This window comes from Citrobacter sp. CFNIH10 (assembly GCF_002934585.1).
In the GTDB taxonomy this organism is placed as follows: Bacteria; Pseudomonadota; Gammaproteobacteria; order Enterobacterales; family Enterobacteriaceae; genus Citrobacter_A; species Citrobacter_A amalonaticus.
Genome location: NZ_CP026216.1, coordinates 2,962,301 through 2,984,552 on the forward strand (window position 1 = coordinate 2,962,301; position 22,252 = coordinate 2,984,552).

General features: G+C 50.1%; 25 protein-coding genes and 1 pseudogene. 12 read left to right on the forward strand and 14 right to left on the reverse strand.

Translation table 11 applies throughout. The features are described from left to right. The first annotated feature begins 388 nt into the window (after positions 1-388). Together C2U53_RS30100 and C2U53_RS17660 are read left to right on the forward strand one after the other, a co-directional pair. Positions 389-2,257, forward strand: coding sequence for a hypothetical protein (locus C2U53_RS30100; RefSeq protein WP_104446175.1), 1,869 nt, complete (start codon positions 389-391; stop codon positions 2,255-2,257). Then, positions 2,235-2,651, forward strand: a complete 417-nt coding sequence (locus C2U53_RS17660; protein WP_090048651.1) for a hypothetical protein — start codon at positions 2,235-2,237, stop codon at positions 2,649-2,651. Before C2U53_RS30100 ends, C2U53_RS17660 begins: the two co-directional genes overlap by 23 nt. Here the strand turns inward: C2U53_RS17660 and C2U53_RS17665 are convergent. Further along, a pseudogene (locus C2U53_RS17665) lies at positions 2,648-3,136 on the reverse strand (serine hydrolase); the annotation flags it as partial. The gene C2U53_RS17660 and the pseudogene C2U53_RS17665 sit on opposite strands and share 4 nt — an antisense overlap. A gap of 121 nt (positions 3,137-3,257) precedes the next feature. On the opposite strand from C2U53_RS17665, the gene dinG reads away from it, so the two are divergent. Together dinG and ybiB are read left to right on the forward strand one after the other, a co-directional pair. Beyond that, complete coding sequence (gene dinG / locus C2U53_RS17670) at positions 3,258-5,408, forward strand: ATP-dependent DNA helicase DinG (protein WP_104446176.1); 2,151 nt, start codon at positions 3,258-3,260, stop codon at positions 5,406-5,408. Positions 5,409-5,434: 26 nt separating this feature from the next. After that, positions 5,435-6,403 carry a DNA-binding protein YbiB gene (ybiB, locus tag C2U53_RS17675; protein ID WP_104446177.1) on the forward strand — a complete coding sequence of 323 codons (969 nt, stop codon included), beginning with the start codon at positions 5,435-5,437 and terminating at the stop codon, positions 6,401-6,403. 107 nt (positions 6,404-6,510) lie between these two features. On the opposite strand, the gene ybiJ is transcribed toward ybiB, so the two are convergent. The 3 genes from ybiJ to mcbA all read right to left on the reverse strand — a co-directional run bounded on the left by ybiJ (position 6,511) and on the right by mcbA (position 7,705). Further along, on the reverse strand, positions 6,511-6,771 hold the full coding sequence (ybiJ, locus tag C2U53_RS17680; protein ID WP_043001280.1) for a DUF1471 family protein YbiJ: 261 nt from the start codon (positions 6,769-6,771) through the stop codon (positions 6,511-6,513). A 285-nt stretch (positions 6,772-7,056) separates the two neighbouring features. Beyond that, positions 7,057-7,323, reverse strand: coding sequence for a DksA/TraR family C4-type zinc finger protein (locus tag C2U53_RS17685; protein WP_043001279.1), 267 nt, complete (start codon positions 7,321-7,323; stop codon positions 7,057-7,059). Between the two features lie 121 nt (positions 7,324-7,444). Continuing rightward, positions 7,445-7,705: a DUF1471 family periplasmic protein McbA gene (gene mcbA, locus C2U53_RS17690; RefSeq protein WP_104446178.1), complete on the reverse strand. Its 261-nt coding sequence runs from the start codon at positions 7,703-7,705 to the stop codon at positions 7,445-7,447. A gap of 286 nt (positions 7,706-7,991) precedes the next feature. On the opposite strand from mcbA, the gene rlmF reads away from it, so the two are divergent. Further along, positions 7,992-8,918, forward strand: a complete 927-nt coding sequence (gene rlmF / locus C2U53_RS17695) for a 23S rRNA (adenine(1618)-N(6))-methyltransferase RlmF (RefSeq protein ID WP_104446179.1) — start codon at positions 7,992-7,994, stop codon at positions 8,916-8,918. Here the strand turns inward: rlmF and ybiO are convergent. From ybiO to rhtA, 6 genes are all read right to left on the reverse strand, one after another. Next, the gene (gene ybiO / locus C2U53_RS17700) at positions 8,915-11,155 is read right to left on the reverse strand and encodes a mechanosensitive channel protein (RefSeq protein ID WP_104446180.1); all 2,241 of its coding nucleotides are present in this window, start codon (positions 11,153-11,155) and stop codon (positions 8,915-8,917) included. The genes rlmF and ybiO overlap by 4 nt on opposite strands. 117 nt (positions 11,156-11,272) lie before the next feature. Further along, positions 11,273-11,995 (reverse strand): glutamine ABC transporter ATP-binding protein GlnQ, encoded by a 723-nt coding sequence (gene glnQ, locus C2U53_RS17705; protein WP_043001275.1) that lies wholly within the window; start codon positions 11,993-11,995, stop codon positions 11,273-11,275. Beyond that, positions 11,992-12,651 (reverse strand): glutamine ABC transporter permease GlnP, encoded by a 660-nt coding sequence (glnP, locus tag C2U53_RS17710; protein ID WP_043001274.1) that lies wholly within the window; start codon positions 12,649-12,651, stop codon positions 11,992-11,994. Before glnP ends, glnQ begins: the two co-directional genes overlap by 4 nt. An 85-nt stretch (positions 12,652-12,736) precedes the next feature. Then, complete coding sequence (gene glnH, locus C2U53_RS17715) at positions 12,737-13,483, reverse strand: glutamine ABC transporter substrate-binding protein GlnH (protein ID WP_043001273.1); 747 nt, start codon at positions 13,481-13,483, stop codon at positions 12,737-12,739. A 364-nt stretch (positions 13,484-13,847) separates the two neighbouring features. After that, positions 13,848-14,351 carry a DNA starvation/stationary phase protection protein Dps gene (dps, locus tag C2U53_RS17720; RefSeq protein ID WP_042320427.1) on the reverse strand — a complete coding sequence of 168 codons (504 nt, stop codon included), beginning with the start codon at positions 14,349-14,351 and terminating at the stop codon, positions 13,848-13,850. Positions 14,352-14,660: 309 nt separating this feature from the next. Continuing rightward, on the reverse strand, positions 14,661-15,548 hold the full coding sequence (gene rhtA / locus C2U53_RS17725) for a threonine/homoserine exporter RhtA (protein WP_043001272.1): 888 nt from the start codon (positions 15,546-15,548) through the stop codon (positions 14,661-14,663). A gap of 270 nt (positions 15,549-15,818) precedes the next feature. Here rhtA and C2U53_RS29950 point away from each other — a divergent pair, with 270 nt between their 5' ends. Both C2U53_RS29950 and ompX read left to right on the forward strand, forming a co-directional pair. Further along, positions 15,819-15,863, forward strand: a complete 45-nt coding sequence (locus C2U53_RS29950) for a hypothetical protein (RefSeq protein WP_125340082.1) — start codon at positions 15,819-15,821, stop codon at positions 15,861-15,863. Positions 15,864-15,936: 73 nt separating this feature from the next. Continuing rightward, positions 15,937-16,452 (forward strand): outer membrane protein OmpX, encoded by a 516-nt coding sequence (gene ompX, locus C2U53_RS17730; protein ID WP_043001271.1) that lies wholly within the window; start codon positions 15,937-15,939, stop codon positions 16,450-16,452. Positions 16,453-16,516: 64 nt separating this feature from the next. Here the strand turns inward: ompX and C2U53_RS17735 are convergent, their stop codons facing one another. The 4 genes from C2U53_RS17735 to C2U53_RS17750 form a co-directional block, all read right to left on the reverse strand. Continuing rightward, entirely contained in the window at positions 16,517-18,103 is a 1,587-nt protein-coding gene (locus C2U53_RS17735; RefSeq protein WP_090048648.1) for a phosphoethanolamine transferase, read from the reverse strand. A gap of 277 nt (positions 18,104-18,380) precedes the next feature. Next, positions 18,381-18,509, reverse strand: coding sequence for a manganase accumulation protein MntS (gene mntS, locus C2U53_RS17740; RefSeq protein ID WP_043001269.1), 129 nt, complete (start codon positions 18,507-18,509; stop codon positions 18,381-18,383). A gap of 167 nt (positions 18,510-18,676) precedes the next feature. Beyond that, entirely contained in the window at positions 18,677-19,717 is a 1,041-nt protein-coding gene (locus C2U53_RS17745) for a tyrosine-type recombinase/integrase (protein WP_104446181.1), read from the reverse strand. A gap of 1 nt (position 19,718) precedes the next feature. After that, positions 19,719-20,297: a phage repressor protein gene (locus C2U53_RS17750; protein ID WP_001053198.1), complete on the reverse strand. Its 579-nt coding sequence runs from the start codon at positions 20,295-20,297 to the stop codon at positions 19,719-19,721. 119 nt (positions 20,298-20,416) lie between these two features. Between C2U53_RS17750 and C2U53_RS17755 the strand changes: the two genes are divergently transcribed. Genes C2U53_RS17755 through C2U53_RS17775 form a run of 5 tightly spaced genes read left to right on the forward strand, consistent with a single transcriptional unit; the run spans position 20,417 to position 22,228 of the window. Then, a complete protein-coding gene (locus C2U53_RS17755; protein ID WP_001247709.1) occupies positions 20,417-20,638 on the forward strand; it encodes a hypothetical protein in 222 nt (73 codons plus the stop codon). A 30-nt stretch (positions 20,639-20,668) separates the two neighbouring features. After that, entirely contained in the window at positions 20,669-21,172 is a 504-nt protein-coding gene (locus C2U53_RS17760; protein WP_104446182.1) for a phage regulatory CII family protein, read from the forward strand. Positions 21,173-21,181: 9 nt separating this feature from the next. Continuing rightward, positions 21,182-21,409, forward strand: a complete 228-nt coding sequence (locus C2U53_RS17765; protein WP_104446183.1) for a phage filamentation protein Fil family protein — start codon at positions 21,182-21,184, stop codon at positions 21,407-21,409. Next, positions 21,399-21,827 (forward strand): hypothetical protein, encoded by a 429-nt coding sequence (locus tag C2U53_RS17770; protein WP_104446184.1) that lies wholly within the window; start codon positions 21,399-21,401, stop codon positions 21,825-21,827. Before C2U53_RS17765 ends, C2U53_RS17770 begins: the two co-directional genes overlap by 11 nt. Continuing rightward, positions 21,827-22,228, forward strand: coding sequence for a hypothetical protein (locus tag C2U53_RS17775; RefSeq protein WP_000152652.1), 402 nt, complete (start codon positions 21,827-21,829; stop codon positions 22,226-22,228). The genes C2U53_RS17770 and C2U53_RS17775 overlap by 1 nt, the downstream gene beginning before the upstream one ends. Positions 22,229-22,252: the final 24 nt, after the last annotated feature.

A 22,252-nucleotide genomic window follows, 5' to 3' on the forward strand; every position in this document is an offset into this window, starting at 1 on the left:
TCACATTCACATTCACATTCACATTCACATTCACATTCACATTCACATTCACATTCACATTCACATTCACATTCACATTCACATTCACATTCACATTCACATTCACATTCACATTCACATTCACATTCACATTCACATTCACATTCACATTCACATTCACATTCACATTCACATTCACATTCACATTCACATTCACATTCACATTCACATTCATATTCACATTCATATTCACATTCACATTCACATTCACATTCACATTCACATTCACATCCTGAATCTTCAGTGTGAGGATTCAGGATTTTTGTTGGAATTTGCAAGTGACATCACAATAAAAGCAATAAAAATAGTCTGATATTAAACTTTGCCATTTAATGCGAGGAACTTAATTATGAGAACCTTTAATAAGCGCTCTGAAGGGTTTTTATTAGCACCAGGAGATCGAACGAGTTGTGGTGGTTATATATTAAAGAGTAAAGAATACTATATGCTTGATGGCATGGAAATAGTATATGAAATGGATGAATATATATGCGGGATGAATGGCCAAAAATATGAGATTAAAGGTGGTGTACCTAAAGGCTCATGGATTGAAAGAGGGGAAAATTTATTTCGTCGGACTAACGCAAGTTCCTGGGATAGTAGTATAGATTCGGAAGGGCGAAAAGTAGAACCTCCATCAGTATCGATAAAGCGGCTCAATGAGGAAAAATTTTTGTACCGGAGAAACCCCGATTCTCTTCGGAATTTTGAAAACGGATTTGGCTTTGAACATAACAGATTTCTCGGAAGAGCGGGGGGAACGATAAACCTTAAGAAAAAAATAATTGTTAATGATGAAAAAGAAGATGGTTTTTCACATCGAACATCTGGTTTCCCATTCCGAACCAGAATAAGTCATGAATTATATAATCATTACTTAACAATGGGGCATGATATGTCTCAATACGAGACAGAAATTATATGTTTACTAGCTGGTTCAGCGCATAGCAGAGGTACATGTTCTTGCCATTGTCGATTTATTCCCCATTTAAATATTACATACAGATATGATAATTATATTTTAGCAAGTTATGAATCAGCAAACAGGTCTCAAAATTCCACGCCTCTGGCTCCCGCAACAAGAAAAATTTCAGAGTCGAGACAATCAGTTGAACCGGGCTTTTGTGTAGTACCAGAATTGACGACACCCAAATCATATGAATATGAGTTAATGGTTAATCCACCATCTGGAGTAAAAGAGTTATATCATCAGTTGAATCCAGAAAAAAAGAAAAAGCCCGGTTCAATCTTAGTTGTTGCTGACCCACTATCCAGGTCACCTGAAAAAATTGCGCAAGTACAAACAGCAAGGGATAAAATTGATAAAGCACTTGAACCGCTGACTAATGAGGAAGCTAAATTACTCTATGAAAACAGAACCTCAATAGATATATTCTCATCTAATTTATATAGCGATGCTTTAGGACAAAGCGGAGATATCTTAGGTTACATAAAGGATGCTGGTGGGGGGTATTATGAAGAAATAAATAAAATACTAAACGAAATTCAGGAACTTTATAAAAAAACATATAGCCAAAATTCTGGCCGGATTTCTGGAGAGGAATTTTTTGGTCAGCGAGAAAGGTTATTTAAAAAGTTAGATGGTATTTTGAATAAATTTTCAAAAGAACAATTGAATTTAAAACAATACGAACAAATAAAACAAACATTGGGTTTATCCACAAAATCCATTATGCATAAGTGGGATCAAACAGGGGTGAAAGATATTGAAGGTTATGCAAACTATATAGAAAAATCTGCCAAGCTGATGAAAATAATGAGAACAACAGGCTTTATTGGTATTGGCCTTGACTTTGCCAGCTATACAACAAATGTGTATGACGCTTGCGCGAAAGGGCGAGAAAGCGAATGTAGAAAAGCAGCGATAATGGAGTATAGTAAATTCGGCTACAAACAAACTGCAAGTATTGCTGGTGGTGCTGTCGGGGGCATTATGGGGAGGGCAGCGTGTACGTGGGTTCTGGGATTGATTACATCAGAAGCTGGAGGTACTGGAGCGGCTTTATGTTTGGCTACCGGCATTGCTTCAAGTATTGCTGGCGGAAAAGTTATGGAAAAAGTAGGTGAAAAATTGGGTGAGGGGTTTGGCGGAATGGTGATTGACGACATTGATAATCAAGGGTTTAAACAACATGGTCCAGATTCATTTACTGAAGAAGCAGGCATTCTAATATATGAAAAAGTATTTAGCAGATAATTTAAGTACTATTAACATGAGTCTTGGCACAATGCTAGTCATTTTAATGTTAATTTTAATATTTATGTCTTATGTCATAAACGATGAAAAATATAAAAAAATAGTAATTTTATATGAAGGGGAATTTGGTTGTCTTCCTATCACTGCAAATTTGGCGAGAACTGCAAGTTTAATTGGTACTCCCGGTATGTACTTTGCAAAAATAGATTTCATTATGTCTAGTCTAATATTCCCCTACAATAAGATTTTTAATAACAACATGAGCATTGAAGGATATCATTTTATTCGGGCCTTACCAAGTGAATTAACTACTAGTTTTAAAATTGAAGCGGCATTTTGGTTTATTGAAATTATTGTTGTATTCAGTTTGGTAATTCTTTATTTTATATTCTAGCTTGTTGAAATATAAAGGGACTCTATCTGAGTCCCTTTATAAATTTTTTTCAATGCCCCACATATCTGATCAACAATCCAGCCATATGTAGCCGCAGGTAATAATCCACTCACAAAAACATTTGGGTTTATTTTAGGGTCTGCAACTGGCGAGTGTGACCTGTTACCTCAAATCACAATAACCATATGATTAATCGGGTCGATAGAGGTCATCGTTCCGGTCCAGCCTGTATGACCATACGTTTCAGAGCTGGCTAACACATCAAACGTTGGCGTCATCGATGCGTTACTATTCGCACGCCACCCCAGTCCAGACGCAACGTCTTCTGACGAACTGCGAGTAAACTTCCTGACGGTTGCCTTATCGAACAGCTTAACGTTGCCATAGCCGCCGCCGTTAGGCATAACCTGCATCAGCACCGCCATATCGCTTGTATCAGAGAACAATCCAGCGTGGCCTGATACAACGCCCCTTGAGTACCAGGCTTATTCATCATATTGATCTAACGGCATTGCGAAGCACCTTCCAGAAGCGGCAAAAAAGATACGTTCCAGGCCTGAAATGTGCCACAATAGTGGCTGTTTATACAGTGTTTCAGGTTTTCTCATGGCATTAACCGCTGCGCTTAAAGCGCAAATCGCCGTCTGGTATAAGGCGCTTCAGGAACAGATCCCCGACTTTATCCCCCGTGCGCCGCAGCGGCAAATGATTGCCGATGTCGCGAAAACGCTGACCGGAGAAGAAGGGCGTCATCTGGCGATAGAGGCGCCTACCGGAGTGGGGAAAACCCTGTCCTATCTCATTCCCGGCATTGCCATTGCACGGGAAGAGCAAAAAACGCTGGTGGTTAGCACCGCCAACGTGGCGTTGCAGGATCAGATCTACAGTAAAGATCTGCCGTTACTGCGCAAAATTATTCCCGATCTTCGCTTTACCGCCGCGTTTGGACGCGGGCGCTATGTGTGTCCGCGAAATCTGACGGCGCTGGCCAGTACTGAACCCACGCAACAGGATCTGCTCGCCTTTCTTGACGATGAACTCACGCCGAACAACCAGGAAGAACAGAAGCGCTGCGCAAAGTTAAAAGGCGACCTCGACAGCTACAAGTGGGACGGCCTGCGCGATCATACGGATATCGCCATTGACGACGACCTCTGGCGACGACTGAGTACCGATAAAGCCAGTTGCCTGAACCGCAACTGCCACTACTACCGCGAGTGCCCGTTTTTTGTCGCCCGTCGCGAGATTCAGGAAGCGGAAGTGGTGGTGGCAAACCATGCGCTGGTGATGGCGGCGATGGAAAGCGAAGCGGTGTTACCGGACCCGAAAAACCTGCTGCTGGTTCTGGATGAAGGCCATCACCTGCCGGATGTCGCCCGCGATGCGCTGGAAATGAGCGCGGAAATTACCGCCTCCTGGTATCGCCTGCAACTGGATCTGTTCAGCAAACTGGTGGCGACTTGCATGGAGCAGTTTCGCCCCAAGACCACGCCGCCGCTGGCGAATCCGGAGCGTCTGAACGCCCATTGCGAAGAGCTGTATGAACTTATCGCGTCACTTAATCACATTCTCAGTTTGTACATGCCTGCCGGGCAGGAAGCGGAACATCGCTTTGCGATGGGGGAACTGCCGGATGAAGTGATGGAGATTTGCCAGCGTCTGGCGAAGCTCACCGAAACGCTGCGCGGTCTGGCGGAGCTGTTTTTGAACGATCTCAGCGAGAAAACCGGCAGCCATGACGTTGTGCGTTTGCACCGGGCTATTTTGCAGATGAACCGGGCGCTGGGGATGTTTGAAGCGCAAAGCAAACTGTGGCGACTGGCCTCGATGGCCCAGTCATCCGGCGCACCGGTGTCGAAATGGACGACGCGCGAAGTGCGCGACGGGCAACCCCACGTCTGGTTTCACTGCGTGGGGATCCGCGTGAGCGATCAACTCGAGCGATTACTCTGGCGCAGTGTGCCGCATATCATCGTCACCTCCGCCACGCTGCGTTCGCTTAATAGTTTTTCGCGTCTGCAGGAGATGAGCGGCCTGAAGGAAAAAGCCGGAGACCGCTTCGTCGCGCTCGATTCGCCGTTTAACCATGTCGAACAGGGTAAAATTATTATTCCGCAGATGCGCTATGAACCGTTGATCGACAACGAAGAACAGCATATTGCGGAGATGGCGGCTTATTTCCGCGAACAGCTGGAAAGTAAAAAACATTCCGGCATGCTGGTGCTATTTGCCAGTGGGCGAGCGATGCAGCGCTTTCTGGAATACGTCAGCGATCTGCGCTTGTTGTTGTTGGTCCAGGGTGACCAGCCGCGCTACCGGCTGGTGGAACTGCACCGTAAGCGGGTGGAAAACGGCGAGCGTAGCGTGCTGGTGGGGCTGCAATCCTTCGCCGAAGGACTGGACCTGAAAGGCGATTTACTCAGTCAGGTGCATATCCACAAAATTGCTTTTCCCCCCATCGACAGCCCGGTGGTGATCACCGAAGGCGAGTGGCTTAAAAGTCTCAATCGCTATCCGTTCGAAGTGCAGAGTTTGCCCGCCGCCTCGTTTAATCTAATCCAGCAGGTGGGACGCTTGATCCGTAGCCACGGGTGTTGGGGAGAAGTGGTAATTTATGATAAGCGTCTGTTGACCAAAAATTATGGCAAGCGTTTACTGGATGCATTACCTGTTTTTCCCATAGAACGACCCGCAGTGCCAGACGTTATCGTTAAGGCAAAAGAAAAAGCGAAACCCACGCGCCGTCGGCGTAAATAACGTGAGTGTGAGGCAAGGAGTTTTCGATGGATTACCGCAAAATAATTAAAGAGATCGGCCGGGGGAAAAACCACGCCCGCGATCTGGATCAGGATACCGCGCGAGGGCTTTATACCCACATGCTCAACGGCGACGTGCCGGAACTGGAAATGGGCGGCGTGCTGATTGCATTGCGTATCAAAGGGGAAGGGGAAGCCGAAATGCTGGGCTTTTATGAGGCGATGCAAAACCATTCCATTAAGCTTACCCCGCCGGTTGCGAAGCCGATGCCGATCGTTATCCCCAGCTATAACGGCGCGCGTAAACAGGCGAACCTGACGCCGCTGCTGGCGATTTTATTGCACAAGCTGGGTTTTCCGGTCGTCGTGCATGGGGTGAGCGAAGATCCGACCCGCGTGCTGACAGAGACCATTTTCGAACTGATGGGGATTGCGCCGACGCGTCATGCCGGACAGGCACAGGCGAAACTGGATGGACATCAGCCAGTCTTTATTCCGGTGAGTACGCTCTGCCCGCCGCTGGAAAAACAGCTGGCAATGCGCTGGCGACTGGGTGTGCGCAACAGCGCACATACGCTGGCGAAGTTAGCGACACCGTTTGCCGAAGACGCCGCGCTGCGTCTTGCCAGCGTGTCGCATCCGGAATATGTGCCGCGCGTCGCGAAATTCTTTAGTGATATTGGTGGGCGTGGGTTGTTGATGCACGGAACCGAAGGTGAGGTTTACGCCAATCCGCAACGCTGCCCGCAGATTAGCCTGATTGATAGCACTGGCACCCGGGTGTTACAGAGCCGACAAAGTGAAATGCCAGACGAACCTGTACCGCTGCCCGCGGCAAAGGATCCTGAGACGACCGCGCGCTGGATTGAACGCTGCCTGGCGGGAAGTGAGCCGGTACCCGCATCGTTGAAAATCCAGATGGCCTGTTGCCTGGTGGCAACGGGTGAGGTGGCAACACTCGAGCAAGGACTGGCGCGAGTCAACGACAGTTTTTAGCGCGACAGATAAAAAAAGCCCGTCCAGTGGCGGACGGGCAAACAAGGGTAATTCAGGTTCAATGAGGGTTGGAGCAGGGTGTCTGTTGGCAGCAGACGGGGTAAAACTTATTTGTAGATAACAGCAGTACCGCTCATTTTGTTGTTGTTGTTGGCGGATGTGATGCTGTAACCGCTTGCGCCGGCAGCAGCGGCTTTCTCAGCCAGTTTTGCTTCCAGGCCGTCCAGCGTGGTTGCGCCTTCTGCAGAAACCACACCGATTTTATTCATGCTTTGCGCCTGAGCAGCCGTAACAGGTTCGGCAGCGAAAACGCCAAAAGACAGAGTAGACAGGGCAACAGCGGCAACAGCATATTTGATAGTTTTCATTGTTAATCTCTCGCAGGTTATTTATTAAGGAAGACGATGTTCCGTCGATGTGATGAGTATCACGCTTTTTTTCGAGAGATAAAATCGAAGAGAATTGACAGCATTAATCAAAAAAATTGAATGACAAATAACTTATTGATTATTAATTAATTCACGAGATGAATTTACGGTTCTACGCAGTTCACTTTACAGTTGAGGTATGAACGGCACATTTTGCTACGCAAAGAGCAATTTAACGTGAGCGTAAGCGAAACGGCATGTTCTTGATATCTATGTAAGCTTAGGTCAACGTAGCTGGCTGTCTTTTGATCCTCTGCGATTATATCCTGTATAGGATGAGTTCTGTGAATCTTTCTCCTGCTGGCAGTTAAGGCACAGTCTTACACCTGGCACTGCCTGTCGGCGGGCTTCAGGGATCGGATCGCCACATTCTTCACATTCATACAGGCTATCACCGCGCGGAATTTCGCCTCTTGCACGTGCAACAGCATCTTCAATTGTACTGTTGATTTGTTCGTTCACAGCGTCATCATTTGCCCAACCAGAAGCCATAGCACTATTCTCCTCACGCTTTTTACCGAGGTTATTATAGTCAAGATGGGGTCAAAAATTGCTCAGTCAAGGGAACATTGCCCGATAAGCGGCGTCGCTATCGGGCAGGTGGTGGGGAAGGTTACTTGTAAATGGTGGCTGTACCATACATCTGGTTCTTACCGCCTGCGGAATTAACCATAAAGCCTTTCGCGCCTTGTTCTTGCGCTTTTTCCGCCAGCTTATCCTCCAGATCACTCAGGTTGGTTGCGCCAGTGGCAGAGACGGTACCTGACGCACGTAGCTGACCGGTATCGGGACTGCTCAAAGGTTGTGCTGCAGACGCCGCTAATGCCACGCCTGCAAGCGTGGTGGCGACGAGTAATACGAGGCATTTTTTCATGATGCTCTCCTCAGTGAAACAACGTGTAGTGCCAGATAAGTTTAGGTCGTCAGTGCGGCAGAAATGGCGTAAAAAATTGATGATGATCTGCTTAATATTTGAACGAAAAATATTGACGTATATTGACAAATCAATGACATACATATCATTGATATTTGGGCGATTTGCGCCACTTCACCCCATTTCGCGCGCAGATGCGCTGCAGAGAAGCGCCCGTTTGTTATCAACCCGGTTTACCGCGTTGCGTTATGCGGGTATCTTACGCCGCTGTTAAAAGGAGAATGCTATGTCCCCCCAGAAACCGGGCTTACACCCGCGCAACCGTCACCACAGTCGCTACGATCTTGCCACGCTCTGCAAAGGCACGCCTGAGCTGGCGCAGTATCTCGTCCTGACCCCCGCAGGCGAACAAAGCGTTGATTTTGCCAATCCGCTGGCGGTAAAGGCTTTGAATAAGGCGCTGCTGGCGCATTTCTATGGGGTGGCAAATTGGGATATTCCTGAAGGGTTTCTGTGTCCGCCTGTTCCTGGGCGTGCCGATTACCTCCACCATCTGGCCGATCTGCTTGCAGAGACAACGGGAAGTGTGCCAACTCAGGCCACAATCCTGGATGTTGGCGTGGGCGCGAACTGTATTTATCCGCTGATTGGCGTGCATGAGTATGGCTGGCGTTTTACGGGCACTGAGACGCATGAGCAGGCGTTAGCCAGCGCGCAGGCCATTATCAGCGCCAATCCAGGGCTGACGCGCGCCATTCGCCTGCGTCGTCAGAAAACCCCAGCGGCTATTTTTAACGGCATTATTCATAAAAATGAGCAATATGATGCGACGCTGTGCAACCCGCCGTTCCATGATTCCGCCGCCTCTGCTCGTGCAGGAAGCGAGCGCAAACGTCGCAACCTCGGACAGAGCAAAGATGATGCGCTGAACTTCGGCGGTCAGCAGCAGGAGTTGTGGTGCGAAGGGGGGGAAGTCGCGTTCATCAAAACGATGATTTCCGAAAGCCAGGCTTTTGGCCGTCAGGTCATGTGGTTTACCACGCTGGTGTCACGCGGCGAAAACCTGCCGCCGCTCTATCGTGCGCTGACTGACGTGGGAGCGGTCAAGGTGGTGAAAAAAGAGATGGCCCAGGGGCAAAAGCAGAGCCGCTTTATTGCCTGGACCTTTATGGACGACGACCAGCGCCGTCGTTTTAGCGCGCGTAAGCGCTAGAGCGTCGGCTCGCCGGGTGGCCGCGACGGCGGTGTGGCCGGTGTTGTGGCTGCCGCTGGCGCGGCGGGCAGAAACTGCCAGGTCTGCACCGGTGGACGAACGCCCGCCAGGTCGAAATGTTTTTTCACCTGACTGTCCAGCGCGAAGCGAACCGTCCACTGCTTCAGCGGCAGCGTGGTAAACGATACCCGTAGCGTAAATGCCGTGTTGGTTAATCCGACAATCCCGGCAAACGACGGCTCACCAATAATCAGCCCACGAACGTCCTCGGTTTCCATTACCGCAGCGACCGCCTCTTTCAGCGCCTGATTGGCCTTATCAGCATCTTCATGACGATCCACATCGTAATTGGCGACCACCGAGCCAATGCCGCGGACAAAGTTGGCAAAGGTGGTGATCGATGACCACGGAATAATATGATACGCCCCGGTGTCCTGGCGTACGCCAACGGAGCGAATCGACATGCGTTCTACCGTACCGGTTAACGGCCCGATGGTCACCAGATCGCCCGTATTCATGCCATTTTCAAACTGAATAAAGACCCCGGTAATAATATCTTTCACCAGCGTTTGCGCACCAAAGGAAATTGCCAGCCCCAGCGCCCCGGCCCCGGCCAGCAGTGGGGCGATGTTAACGCCGATTTCCGAAAGTACGATCATGATGGTGATTGTGCTGATGATCACCGCCAGTGCGTTACGAAACAGCGTTAACAGCGTGCGGGTACGCGCGCTGGGGAGAGGACGGCCATGAATATCGGAAGCCAGCCGGTTTTCGATTAGGCTGGCAAGCAGCGTCCAGCCTACTGCGGAGAAAAACAGAATCAGCACGATGCGGATCAGAATATCAACCGTCTTCTCACCGGCGCCGTTGTGCAGCCAGTTCCAGAAATCAAACAGTCTCCAGGCGTTCAGCAGCAGCATGATGGCGACACACACCGTCAGGATCCGCGCCACATTCAATGCCGTAGAAAGCCAGCCGTTGAGCCGCTTTTGCAGTTCGGGATAATTGCGCTGCGTATGCGGGGAGAGGGTAATGGTTTTGGCGATCCAGCGGGTAAACATTCCGGAAACGAAGGCAGCAATGCCGATGATCACCAGACTGCGCACTGTCGCCCCCATCATAAACTTCAGGCTGTTGCCGGGGTCGAACAGGGAGAAGAAAAACAGGACGATGAAATAGGCGCTTGCCAGCCAGTGCCAGACCAGAGCAAAGGCGCGAATAAACAGACTGAAAAAGGCCAGCGATCGTTCCGCAAGATTCAGCAGGTGCTGGGTAATCTCTTTCTTGTTACGAAAAATCAGGTACAGCGCCCACAGCGTAATACACAGCATGATGACCACGTTGGCCATCGCACCGACCTGTACGTTTACCTGATTGGAAATAATCGGAACAGCGACGATCAGGCCATAGCCAATCAGACTGCTCAGCGAACTCAGTCGCCGGTTCCAGTAACGGGCGCTGGCATCCTGAATGGTAAAGGGCCGCAGTTCCGCCACGTTCGGACAGAAGATCAGTCGCAGAATGGCTTTGAAAAATTCGATCAGGGCAAAGGCGTTCAGAAACAGTCCTTGTTGAAACGCGATGGTGCGACTGCCCGCGTTCAGCCTGTCGCTCAACAACTGACCGACAAACAGGGTAAGCGCCAGCAGAAGCAGATCAATAATAAAGGCGCCAACGATCATTGCCGGTAGCTGGAGCCAGTTGCTGCGCTCGCGGTTCTTCTTCCGCGCCCAGTTTCCCATTTTACGGTACAACGGCAACATACACAGACGAATCAACCAGTAGAAGCCGAACACTGCAGCGGCCAACATCAGAAAGTGACTGAGGGCATTACTGAAGGTCTGGCTGTTAAAGGGCTTGTGTGGCGCATCGGTGATGTTGCGATAGAGCTGGGCAAAGCGGCCAGACAGGGCTTCGCCGTAATGGCGGCTGAGATCGGTAACGTTCTCCAGTACCGTTTTTTCTTCCACAACCACAGGCGGGGTGATTTTGGGCACCGGTTCCGGCGGTGGCGTGGCGGCAACGGTACGCAACTGGTCAATCAATTCTTTGCGCGATGTCTCATTTTCCAGTACGTCGGCCAGCGCTCCGTAGGCCGCTTTCTTTTGCTCGACATCAGGTTCGGGCGCAGGTGTTGTTTGCGCGTCAGCATCAGCGCCGGTTGTGACGCCGGGAATGGTTACCGCCTGGGCTGGTGCGCCCAGCAGGCAAAAGAGGATGAACAGGATCCACCGCATGACTCCTCCAGTGAGAAAACAGAACAAAGAGATAAGTATAGTGGCTGGAGGCGCGGCGATTCGAAATGGGAAGAGTCGTAGAGAAACCTCCCTTCCAGATGGAAGGGAGGCAGGCCGTCAGGAAACGTGCTGCAAGAACTCCTGCAAACGCTGGCTTGGCGGGTTTTCAATCAGGGTTTGCGGATTACCGTCCTCGGCAATACGACCCTTATCGATGAAGATCAGGCGTGAGGCGACTTTTTCGGCAAAGCCGATTTCGTGCGTAACGATGACCATCGTCATCCCTTCTTCCGCCAGATCCTGCATCACTTTCAGTACTTCGTGGCGCAGTTCCGGATCGAGTGCAGAGGTCGGTTCATCAAACAGCATCATCTTCGGCTTCACCGCCAGGGCGCGGGCAATCGCCACACGCTGCTGCTGACCGCCGGAAAGCTCAGACGGATAGTGGTGAGCGCGCTCGGCCAGACCCACTTTCGCCAACAGCTCTTTTGCCTGCTTCTCGGCAGCGTCTTTCTTCGTCCCACGAACGCGCAACGGGCCAAACATGACGTTTTCCAGCGCGGTCAGATGAGGGAAAAGATAGAACTGCTGGAACACCATCCCGGCTTCCTGACGGATCAGACGCTCGTCGACCTTCGGGTCGTTGACCTTTAGCCCATCAACGATCAGATCGCCGGAGGTAATCTCTTCGAGTTTATTTATGCAGCGCAATAACGTGGATTTACCGGAACCCGATGGCCCGATAATCACCACCACTTCGCCCTGCTTAATGCTCAGATCAATGTTATGCAGCACCTGGGTCGGGCCAAAATGCTTTGAGACGTTTTTAAATTCAATCACAGGATTTTCATCCTTCTTTCCAGACTACGAAGCACGATGTTCAGGACTTGCGTGATGATGAGGTAAATAACACCCACCGCGGTCCAGATTTCCAGGGCACGGAAATTGCCGGCAATAATTTCCTGACCGCTGCGGGTCAGTTCCGCCGCGCCGATGACGATAAACAGCGATGTATCTTTGATACTGATGATGAGCTGGTTACCGAGCGAAGGCAGCATACGACGCAGCGCAAGTGGCATGATCACATGACGGATGGTTTCCCGACGGGAAAGACCCAGCGCCAGACCCGCTTCGCTAAATCCTTTATGGATCGACAGGACCGAACCACGGGTGATTTCCGCGATATAGGCTCCGGAGTTAATCATGATCGTGATAACGGCGGCGCTGAAGGTGTCGATGCGCAAGTCCGGGAAAGCCATCGGCAGGGCGAAATAGATGTACATCACCTGGACGACGATCGGCGTGCCGCGGATGACTTCAATGAAGACGAGAGAGACGTGATTGGCGATCCAGCCGCCATAAGTTCGGGCTAAACCCGCCAGCAAGCCGATGATGATCCCGCCAGCCAGACCGAGGATGGAGATCCACAGGGTCATTTTGGCGCCCTGAAGCAGGATCGGAATGGCGGGCCAGATGGCGCTCCAGTCAAACTGCATATGTTGTTCCTGTTACCGTGGTGAAAAAAATCAAATGCCCGGTACGCTTAGCGCCTCCGGGCAACATCTGAAGGCAAAGCCATTATTATTTAGGTTCAGTACCGAACCATTTTTTGTAGATTTCGTTATAAGTACCGTTGTCACGCAGCGTTTTCAGCGCGCCATTCACTTTCTCGCGCAGTTCGTCGCTGCCTTTCGGGAATGCGATACCGTACTGCTGCGCTTCCAGTGATTCACCCACCGCTTTGAACTGGCCGTTACCTGCGGTTTTGATGAAATACAGGATGTTCGGCGTATCGTGCAGAACCGCGTCTGCGCGGTTGGTACCCAGTTCCATGTAGGCGTTATCGATGTTCGGGAACTGACGCAGATCTTTCGTTTTGATGTTGGCTTTGGCGTAATCAACGGAGCCAGTACCGCTCTTCACCGCGACCACTTTACCGTCCAGATCTTTTACGCTTTTTACGTCGTTATTGTTGGTTTTCACCATCACTAACAGACCGCTTTTGTAGTAACCGTCAGAGAAATCGATCGCTTTTTTGCGCTCGTCAGTAATGGTGATGCCCGCCAGCGCCAGGTCAACGTTTTTGGTTTGCAGCGCCGGGATAATGCCACTGAAATCCATCGGTTTCAGTTCATAATCCAGCTTCAGTTCTTTTGCTACGGCGGCCCACAGGTCCACATCAAAGCCAACGTATTTGTCACCCTGTTTGAATTCAAACGGCACGAACGCGGTGTCAGTTGCGACAACCAGTTTCTTATCCGCGGCATGAGAGGACACCGCAAAAGCCAGAGCAAGTGCTGCCAGTGAAACTTTTAATACAGACTTCATAGCATTTCCTTTTTTATCCACGGGGCGATCCCCTGCGAGAACGATAAATGTAATGAAAAAATCGTGCCAGTTTTGCAACCCCTTGTTTTAACAAGAGGGGACTGCACGCTTGTGCACAGGTCTCGGAGCAAAACTCGCTTTTTGCACCATTCTGGGGCACTGATTTAGTGCAGCCTGGAGGGGGCGTGAACGGTCTGCCTATTTAGCGCAAAGATCGTTGATAAAACAATCTTTCGTTAACGATTGTGTGAGGTGATTATTACAAATATTTTACTTTACGACGGAGTGGTGACGATGTGGTGCACCATAAAAGTGCAAAACCCCCGCCGTGGCGAGGGTTGTAGAGGGAATACTTATGAGGCGATTATTCGATGTTGGATTCGATGAACCACAGGAATTTGTCGAGATCGCGGGATGCGGCGGTAAAGATATCGGCGGTATCTTCGTCTTTCGCTTCGCTGATGGCTTTACGCACATCGTTAGCGACGACAGCATAACGGTCTGCCAGTTCTTTCAGATGATCCTGAACGGTATGGATGTCCAGCGGATAGCTTTTCAACGGCGTTTTGCTATTAATAACCTGCGTAGTCCCCAACGCCACACCGCCCAGCTGTACGGCACGCTCTGCCATGGTATCGAGATGGTCGGTCAATGCCGTACGGAAGCCATCCAGCATCTCATGGACGGCAATAAAATTAGCCCCACGCATATTCCAGTGGGCCTGCTTGGTGATCAGTGACAGGTCGATAAACTGGATCACCTGACGATTCAGCAACTCAACCGTTGCTTTCTTATCGCTGTCAGAGACATCGTTGCGGGTATAAAGCAGATTGGACGCTTTTGTTTTTACCAATTTAGCGGTACTCATAATTTCATATCCTCTTGATGTTATGTCCCAGTAATTTACGAGATTCAGTATAGCACCGGTTATGATTCCTGCTTTTCTGGCTCTGCCTATCGCTTTAATAGTATTTAACACCATCGTTATTTAATTGCATTACTATTCATGTGGTTGCGCAAGAGTTAGACCAGCGGTAACAATATTCTGATGGCGACATGAGAAGGCGGATAAATAGTCGGTACGGGGCAGATAGACGGTGGGGAAATATCAGGAAAATACAGGGAAAACAGCGGGAAGATATTCTGCATGGTTATGCAACCATGCAGAAATGTAAAATTAATTTACATCAACCTCTTTTATTTTGCTTTCCCGTCGAATGGTCAACGTCGAGCCCATCGAGGCGGCAATGATCGCGCCAAGCGCCAGCAACTGGACAAACGTGAGCGTTTCGCCCAGAAACAGGATACCTGCCAGTGCGGCCAGTGCGGGTTCCATACTCATCAGCGTGCCAAAGGTGCGCGTAGGCAGACGGGTTAAGGCAATCATCTCCAGCGAGTAGGGGAGCGCCGTCGACAGTACCGCAACCGCCAGACCCAGCGGAATGACAGACCAGTGCCAGAGCGCTTCCCCGGCCTGCACAGCCCCAAGTGGGACGAAAACCAGAGCCGCAATCAGCGAACCTATCGCGACAGTGGCCGGGCCGTGCTCAGCGCCGGCGCGTTGTCCGCTGAGAATATAGATAGCCCAGCAGGCGCCTGCGCCCAGTGCCATGGTGGCGCCGAACAGGTCGACATGCGAAACGTCCTGACCCAGCGGCAGCAGGAACCAGAGTCCGAGAACCGCGAGTACCACCCAGATAAAATCAACGGGGCGTCGCGAAGAGAACAGGGCGACCGCCAGAGGCCCGGTAAACTCCAGCGCGACAGCGATCCCCAGCGGGACCGTCTGAATCGACAGATAGAAGAGGTAGTTCATTCCCCCCAGCGACAGGCCGTAAAAAAGCAGCGGCAGACGCTGCTCTTTGGCAAACCGCAGACGCCATGGCTTGAAGAAGACAATAAGAATCAGCGTGCCTAACGCCAGACGGAGAGCGGTGACACCGGGCGCGCCAACCAGCGGAAACAATGATTTTGCCAGCGATGCGCCGCTCTGGATTGAGGCCATGGCAATAAGCAGTACTAAAACAGGCAGCCAAACTGGCGTTTTACGTGACGACCCTGGCATCCGTTCTCCCGACATAACTGTAGATACACGCCATCCAGCAACTTGCCTGATTTGTGTATAGAAAAGTAAAAGAGGCAGTGTAATGGAAATAACCATCTACGGTTGAGTCTTCGTTGAAAAAAAATTTCTGGAAAGCCGTAAAATGGCGGCAAATTGATGGATTAATGCGCTGGCAGATTAGGAATAATCTGGATGAATGTCCTTTATTATGCGCGTAATAATGGGGCAAATATCTGGAAAAGTGATGTTAATTGAAAGAGATAGCGATTGATGGAAACGTTCTGTTACATGAAATTGCCCGTTAGACATCACTAATCGCAAAGAGTTTCTCATCAATTTTTGATATATTTAACACTTAGGATTTATTTGAAGCACATTTGAGGTGGTTATGAAAAAAATTGCATGTCTTTCAGCACTGGCCGCTGTTCTGGCTATCTCCGCAGGTTCCGCTGTCGCTGCAACGTCTACCGTTACCGGTGGTTATGCTCAGAGCGATGCTCAGGGCGCGGCGAACAAAATGAACGGTTTCAACCTGAAGTATCGCTATGAGCAGGACAACAACCCGCTGGGCGTAATCGGTTCCTTCACTTACACCGAAAAAGATCGTACTAACGGTGCAGGCGATTACAACAAAACTCAGTACTACGGCATCACTGCTGGTCCGGCTTACCGTCTGAACGACTGGGCAAGCATCTACGGTGTTGTGGGTGTGGGCTACGGTAAATTCCAGGACACCAACTACCCGACGCATAAAGATGACACCAGCGATTATGGTTTCTCTTATGGCGCAGGTGTGCAGTTCAACCCGATCGAAAATGTTGCTCTGGACTTCTCTTACGAGCAGAGCCGTATTCGTAGCGTTGACGTTGGCACCTGGATCGCAGGCGTCGGTTACCGCTTCTAATCACGTCAGTGATATAAAAAATCCGCCTCAAGGGGCGGATTTTTTTTGGATGTATTTCAAGAGGTTAGCGAGATTTGGTGCTAAAGATATCGGTTCCCAGGTGGTTATAATCCACCTTCTGCAATTTGAAATTGGTGATATACACCGGCCCGGCTTTCTGTTCAGAGATAAACCGGTACTTCATCTTAATCTCTTTTGCGCTGATCCCTGTCCACTGTGAGAAAAAGCCAAGGAAGTCGTTGGCGGAGCGCCGCGCTTTGATGACTTTATGCGCTTTGTCATCGCTGGAGAGCACCATAAACGGGACCTGAAAGTTTTGCTGGAACTGGTCGTCATGCGCCAGATACTGCACTTCCTTCCCACGCTCTTTAAAGGCGAGACCGTGATCGGAGAAATACGCCAGCGAGAAACTGTCGCCGCTGTTGCGGAGCTGATCGTACAGTTTTCGCAGCAGGTCGTCGGTCTGAGTCATGGTATAGAGATAGCAGGAGGTTTCTTTCGACTGGACGAACGTGTCGAACTTGCCTTTTGTCCGATCGCAGGCCTGTGGATGAGACCCCATCAGATGCAGGACAATCAGCTGCGGCTGGGTGCGTTCCGTTTCCAGCACCTGTGCGGTCATTTTTAACAGCGCCTCGTCCTGGGTGTTTTTGTCCGCCTCGAAGTCACCGTTTTTAAGAAAATGCACTTCATCAGCCCGCTTTGCGATACTGGCGATAGCGGTATCGTATTCGCCGATTTGTCCCTGATTCGAGAACCACCACGTCTGGAAACCGGCTCGGTTTGCCAACGTGACAAAGTTGTCCTGATACAGCGGCTTATCATCAACGACCCGGTTGAGGGTCAACCCGAGCGATTTTTGCGTTGACCCGCTGGCCGCGATGTAATCGGCAAACAGGTAGCCGTTAACGCTGCTGGCAAACGGAGTATTATCCCAGTGACCGCCAAACGCCCCCAGCGCATCACGACGAGCGCTTTCACCGATCACCACCACATAGGTGTGATATTTCGGCTTCACGGCGGTGACAGTCCAGGTGTCTTTCATGCTGGCTAACTTCGCCATGCGCTCCTGCTCGTCAATGACTTCATTGTTATTGACGATGACGTCTTTGGCGAAACGGAACACCGGATAGCCGGTATCCTTTAATTTAAACACGCCGCCCCAGGCCAGGTTCTGTACGGGGGTGACAAAAAAAGCCACGACGCTGAACAGCAGGCACAGGCTGTCATATTTATTCCAGCGTTTCTTCTCTTCGTCAGGTTTGCGACGCACGGCGATCACGCCAAGGGCAAAGATAAACACCCCCATCAGGTAATTATACCAGGGGAAAATCGTCAGGATTTCCGTGGACTCTTCCATATTGGTCGAGTGCAGAGCCAGCAGCGTATTAAAGTTTGGCGATCCGTAGGCCTGGCCGAAAGGAAAGTAACAGGCGGCGACCAGCGAACACACGCCGATCAGCACCTTCTGCGCTTTCGGCGCGCTCCGCCAGAGCAACTGCAATATGCAGGTGAAGGCAAGGGTATACAGCAGACTAAACGGATAGCCCAGCGCCAGGTTGATCAGCAGCGACTGCAGAACATAAAAGCCAGTCCACGGGCTAAGGGCCCGGCTGCGAGCAAGAAGTGAGTCTTTGACGGTTAAATTCATATGCCACTATCGTAAAAACGCCATGTGCTTACCCTGGCGCCAAGGGTCATTACCTGCTGAGAGTGCGTGAAGAGGGAAAGAGGTCCGCATCTGCGAGCCGCAAGTTAGGCAGGGCTGCAAGAAGATAGAGCGTGTGAATGTGAAGGTCAACGGGCAGACAGAAATTGTTTTGCGAAGGGGTTAGCAAATCCGACAAAAAGAAGGGCTATTTTGACATAGGCAGAAGTGTAACGGCCGTAGATGACAGCCAGATGACGCGGCGTACCGCGACGCCGCGTTATTTATCCGAGGGCTTATCCTGCTCAGGTTTGCTGTTGATCATATCGCACAGCATTGAGAGCAGCATTAACCGGACTTTAAAGGGAGAGTGGCTAAACACGCGCATACACCTCTTAAACTCGTTCATATTGACCTCCTGACGTTCTGGTCCCTCGATCCGTGAGAGATGACTGCATTACATACAGATATAGCACAGGCTATATTATAAAGCATCAACTATCTACGAAAAACAATAACTTACAGTGTTATCAATAAGTTACGTTAGTTAATATCTGTGAGTATTCGGCAGTATTTCTAAGCTGTCGCGACATTTTTGCGACATTTTAAGGGGTTAAGTCGAACGGCATCTTCAAGGTGGCTTGGGGCGAAATGGGCATAACGCATTGTCATAGTGATGTCAGCGTGGCCGAGAATTTTTTGCAGAACCAGAATGTTCCCGCCGTTCATCATAAAGTGGCTGGCAAATGTATGGCGCAGTACATGGGTAAGTTGGCCGGAGGGGAGCTCAATGCCTGCGCGTTCCAAAGCAGAGCGGAACGCGTTATAGCAGGGTTTGGGGAACAGAGCGCCTTTTGTTTCAGGCAATTCGGATAGAAGTTCATCATCAAGGGGGATTGTTCTGTTGCGCTTCCCTTTGGTTTTGACGAACGTAACTTTACCGCCTGCGATCTGAGAGCTTTTCAGCGTTGCCGCTTCATTCCATCTTGCGCCGGTCGCAAGACAGATTTTTACGACTAGCTCCAAGTATTTTACTTTGCTTCGTTTGCATTCCAGCAAAAGCCGCTCAATTTCTTCATCAGTGAGGAAAGCCATTTCGGTTTCATCAGTACGATACTGTCTGACGTTTTCCAGTGGGTTGGGGGCTGACCATTCCCCGATTCGTTTCAGCTCGTTGAACATAGCCAGGAAGTAAGCATGTTCAAGGTTCATTGTTTTCGGGGAAACCTTGGATACTCTGTTAGTGCGGGCATAATGCCCATCAAGCCTTTTTGCGCGGTAGGCCGTGAACAGCTGGGCATTAAACTCTGTAGCTAGCGGGAATCCCATGCACTCTGCCGCCCAGGTCATAGCGTCTTTGCGCTTTTGACCATTGCGCAAAGCTACTCCGTGGCGTTCATACCACATTGTGATCAGGTCTATTAAAGTTCGTTTGTCCTTCCCTTCACCCAGCCAGGGCGCACTGTCTACTTTCTGAAGCGTATGGTTCTCAAATGCCAGGGCTTCCCCCTTCGTGGCAAATTTTTTACGTATGCGCTTCCCGTTCTTACCATTACTACGGTTGACGGTGTAGAAGTCGGCGATCCATTCGCCTGTCGGAAGTTTACGAACACTCATTTCATTCAATCGTCAGAACAATGCGGCCGATGATTTTTATATCGTCAATACCGCAGTCAAAAGCCATACCTACGCCGCTTACTCTAACTTTTCCCACAGGGATGCGTGTTAGTGTTCTAACGCTGGTTTTACCTTCAACTTCGACAAGCCAAACATCGTCATAAACTTCAGTAAAGTGTTGATCAACAATGTATTGCATTGTGTTATCAATCACACAGATAGGATTCTGCGGTAAAGGTTTGCCAGGTAAAAAAGTAACCTTATCGAGCATTAGGAAACCAGACTCATAGAGTTTTCCGTCCACAATCTTCTTGCGTGGCAGTTTCATGATGTCTAATTCGTCATCGTTAAACTTTCTACCTTGTCCAGTCGCAAGCCATTCCAGAGTAGCTCCTGTTTCAGCCATACATCTAACAACGATATCAGCTGGAAAAAAATCCCTCTTATACCGGTTAGCCAGACTGCTGCTTGCTATATCAAGATGTTCGGCTAGGGCTAGTTTTGTGTTGAATCCATACGCTTGGATAACTCTATCTAGTACCTCAGCTCCGCCATGAGAAAACTCAATTTGTAGGTTCACGAAAGTTTTACCTTGAAATCTTGCGCGAAGTGAGTTTAAACTCCGCTTTGTAGGTTTAAGTGAATATTGACAGTTACAGCCCTGTATTGCCGTACAGGTTAACTTATGGAGTTTGCCTCATGCGTCCGAACATTACAATCATCATCCCAGAGCCATACCTGCCTTTAGACGAGTATTGCCGCCGTACTGGTACCAACAAAGAAACCGCCAGGAACCTGATCGAATACGGGAAATTACCTATTAAGCCGAAGGGTAAGCAGAAGAAAGGCCTGGTCGAAGTCAACATGGCCGCGCTCACTATTCAGGCTTTAAGCGAATGTGACATTTCGCTTAACGCGTAATCCATCCTACGGATTAGGGAGAGGCAAACAATGTTTGATTACCAGACCTCTAAACATGCGCACTTTGATGCGGCTTGCCGAGCATTTGCAACTGAGCACAATCTTGAAGATGTGGCCGCAGCCGTTGGTATGAAGTCGCAGATCCTGCGCAACAAACTGAACCCAGCACAACCGCACCGCCTAACCTGTGATGAGCTTTTGGCTATCACGGATTACACCGAGGATGCGCGTTTACTTGATGGGATGTTAGGTCAGATTAACTGCCTTCCATCCGTGCCGGTGAACAATGCCACTGAAGCCAACATGCAGTTGTGTGCGCTTAGCGCCACTGCGTGTGTAGGCGCGATTGCTGGGGAAGCCGTATCAACTGGCCATATGACCGCCGCCCGCCGTACTCAAATTCTGGATCGCGCTCGCGATGCAATCCGTAGCTTATCCGTGCTGGCTTATACCGTTGAAAGCCGTATTCACTCTGCGCCGGTTCTGGCCGCTGCGGTGGATCTGGTCACAACCAACGCCACCGGCCTGATGTGAGGGAACACCATGAAAGCGTTTGTGACTTACCTGAAAAAAGAATCACCAGCCATGCAGTTGCCGAGTGGTTCAACGGGCTGGATAGAACTGCCGAACGGCCAGCGCTGGAACCCTGGCCACACGTATAAATTCAATACGCATGAGCCTGTTCGAATGAAAAGCGGGGCGGTTTTGCGTTTCTTGTCTACAAAAGCCCGTCGCCTGGTTGGATGTATAGGGGGGCGCTATGGCGATTAGCCAGGAACAGCAAAAGCGCGGGCTGGAGCATTTAAAACAGATCCGCCGCAAATACTTCAGCGAAAGCAGCGAGGCCGCTGAATGGTGGGACAACTTAACACCGGAGTGGCGCGGCGTGGTGCTTCATGCTGCTGCGGTTACTTCTGGTTCCGGGGCATTTAAAGCCCATTTAAGTAAGTGCTGCTGGCGTGAGATTTATGAACGCCTGGGCTATCGGGACATGATTCAACTGCGACAGGGTATTTCGCGGGCGCGGTTAACGTTTGAAGGTTTTGGCAGTTTACGTGACAGCGATTTTTCAAAGCGCACCGCGAACCGCCCGATCAAAAAGGCACATCCAATTTATAGCAGTAGCGGGGTGCAGATGGTGATCGCGCCGCATATCGTCCATAAGTTGCAGCAACAGGGGAATCACTAATGACCATTATTTCCGTTGAGGGTAAATCGTTGGGGGCAGAGCTGGCTGTGTGGGGCGTCCCGCATAACTACGCATTAGCGTTTGCAGAGAAAAGCACCAGTAAAAATGGGCGTATCGCTTTGCATCCGTTCTTCTTCAATGACACTGAACACATGACAAATCCGCGTCACTGGCTGGCGATCAATGCTGCTTTCTGGTGCTGCGTGTATCGCGAAGCGGAAAGCAAAGAAGCACAGATAGAAGCGCTGGCGGGGATTCGCGCGATTTTCTATACAGCCGGGGCGCTGGGTGTTGGCGAGATAAAAGCGCTGATCCAGGAGTGGTGGCGGACAACCTACGAGCTGCACCTGATTCCGGCACCGAACTACTCAGCCGCCACAGTACAACCCACTTTTCACTAATTAACAGCCTGAATTTTTTGGCCA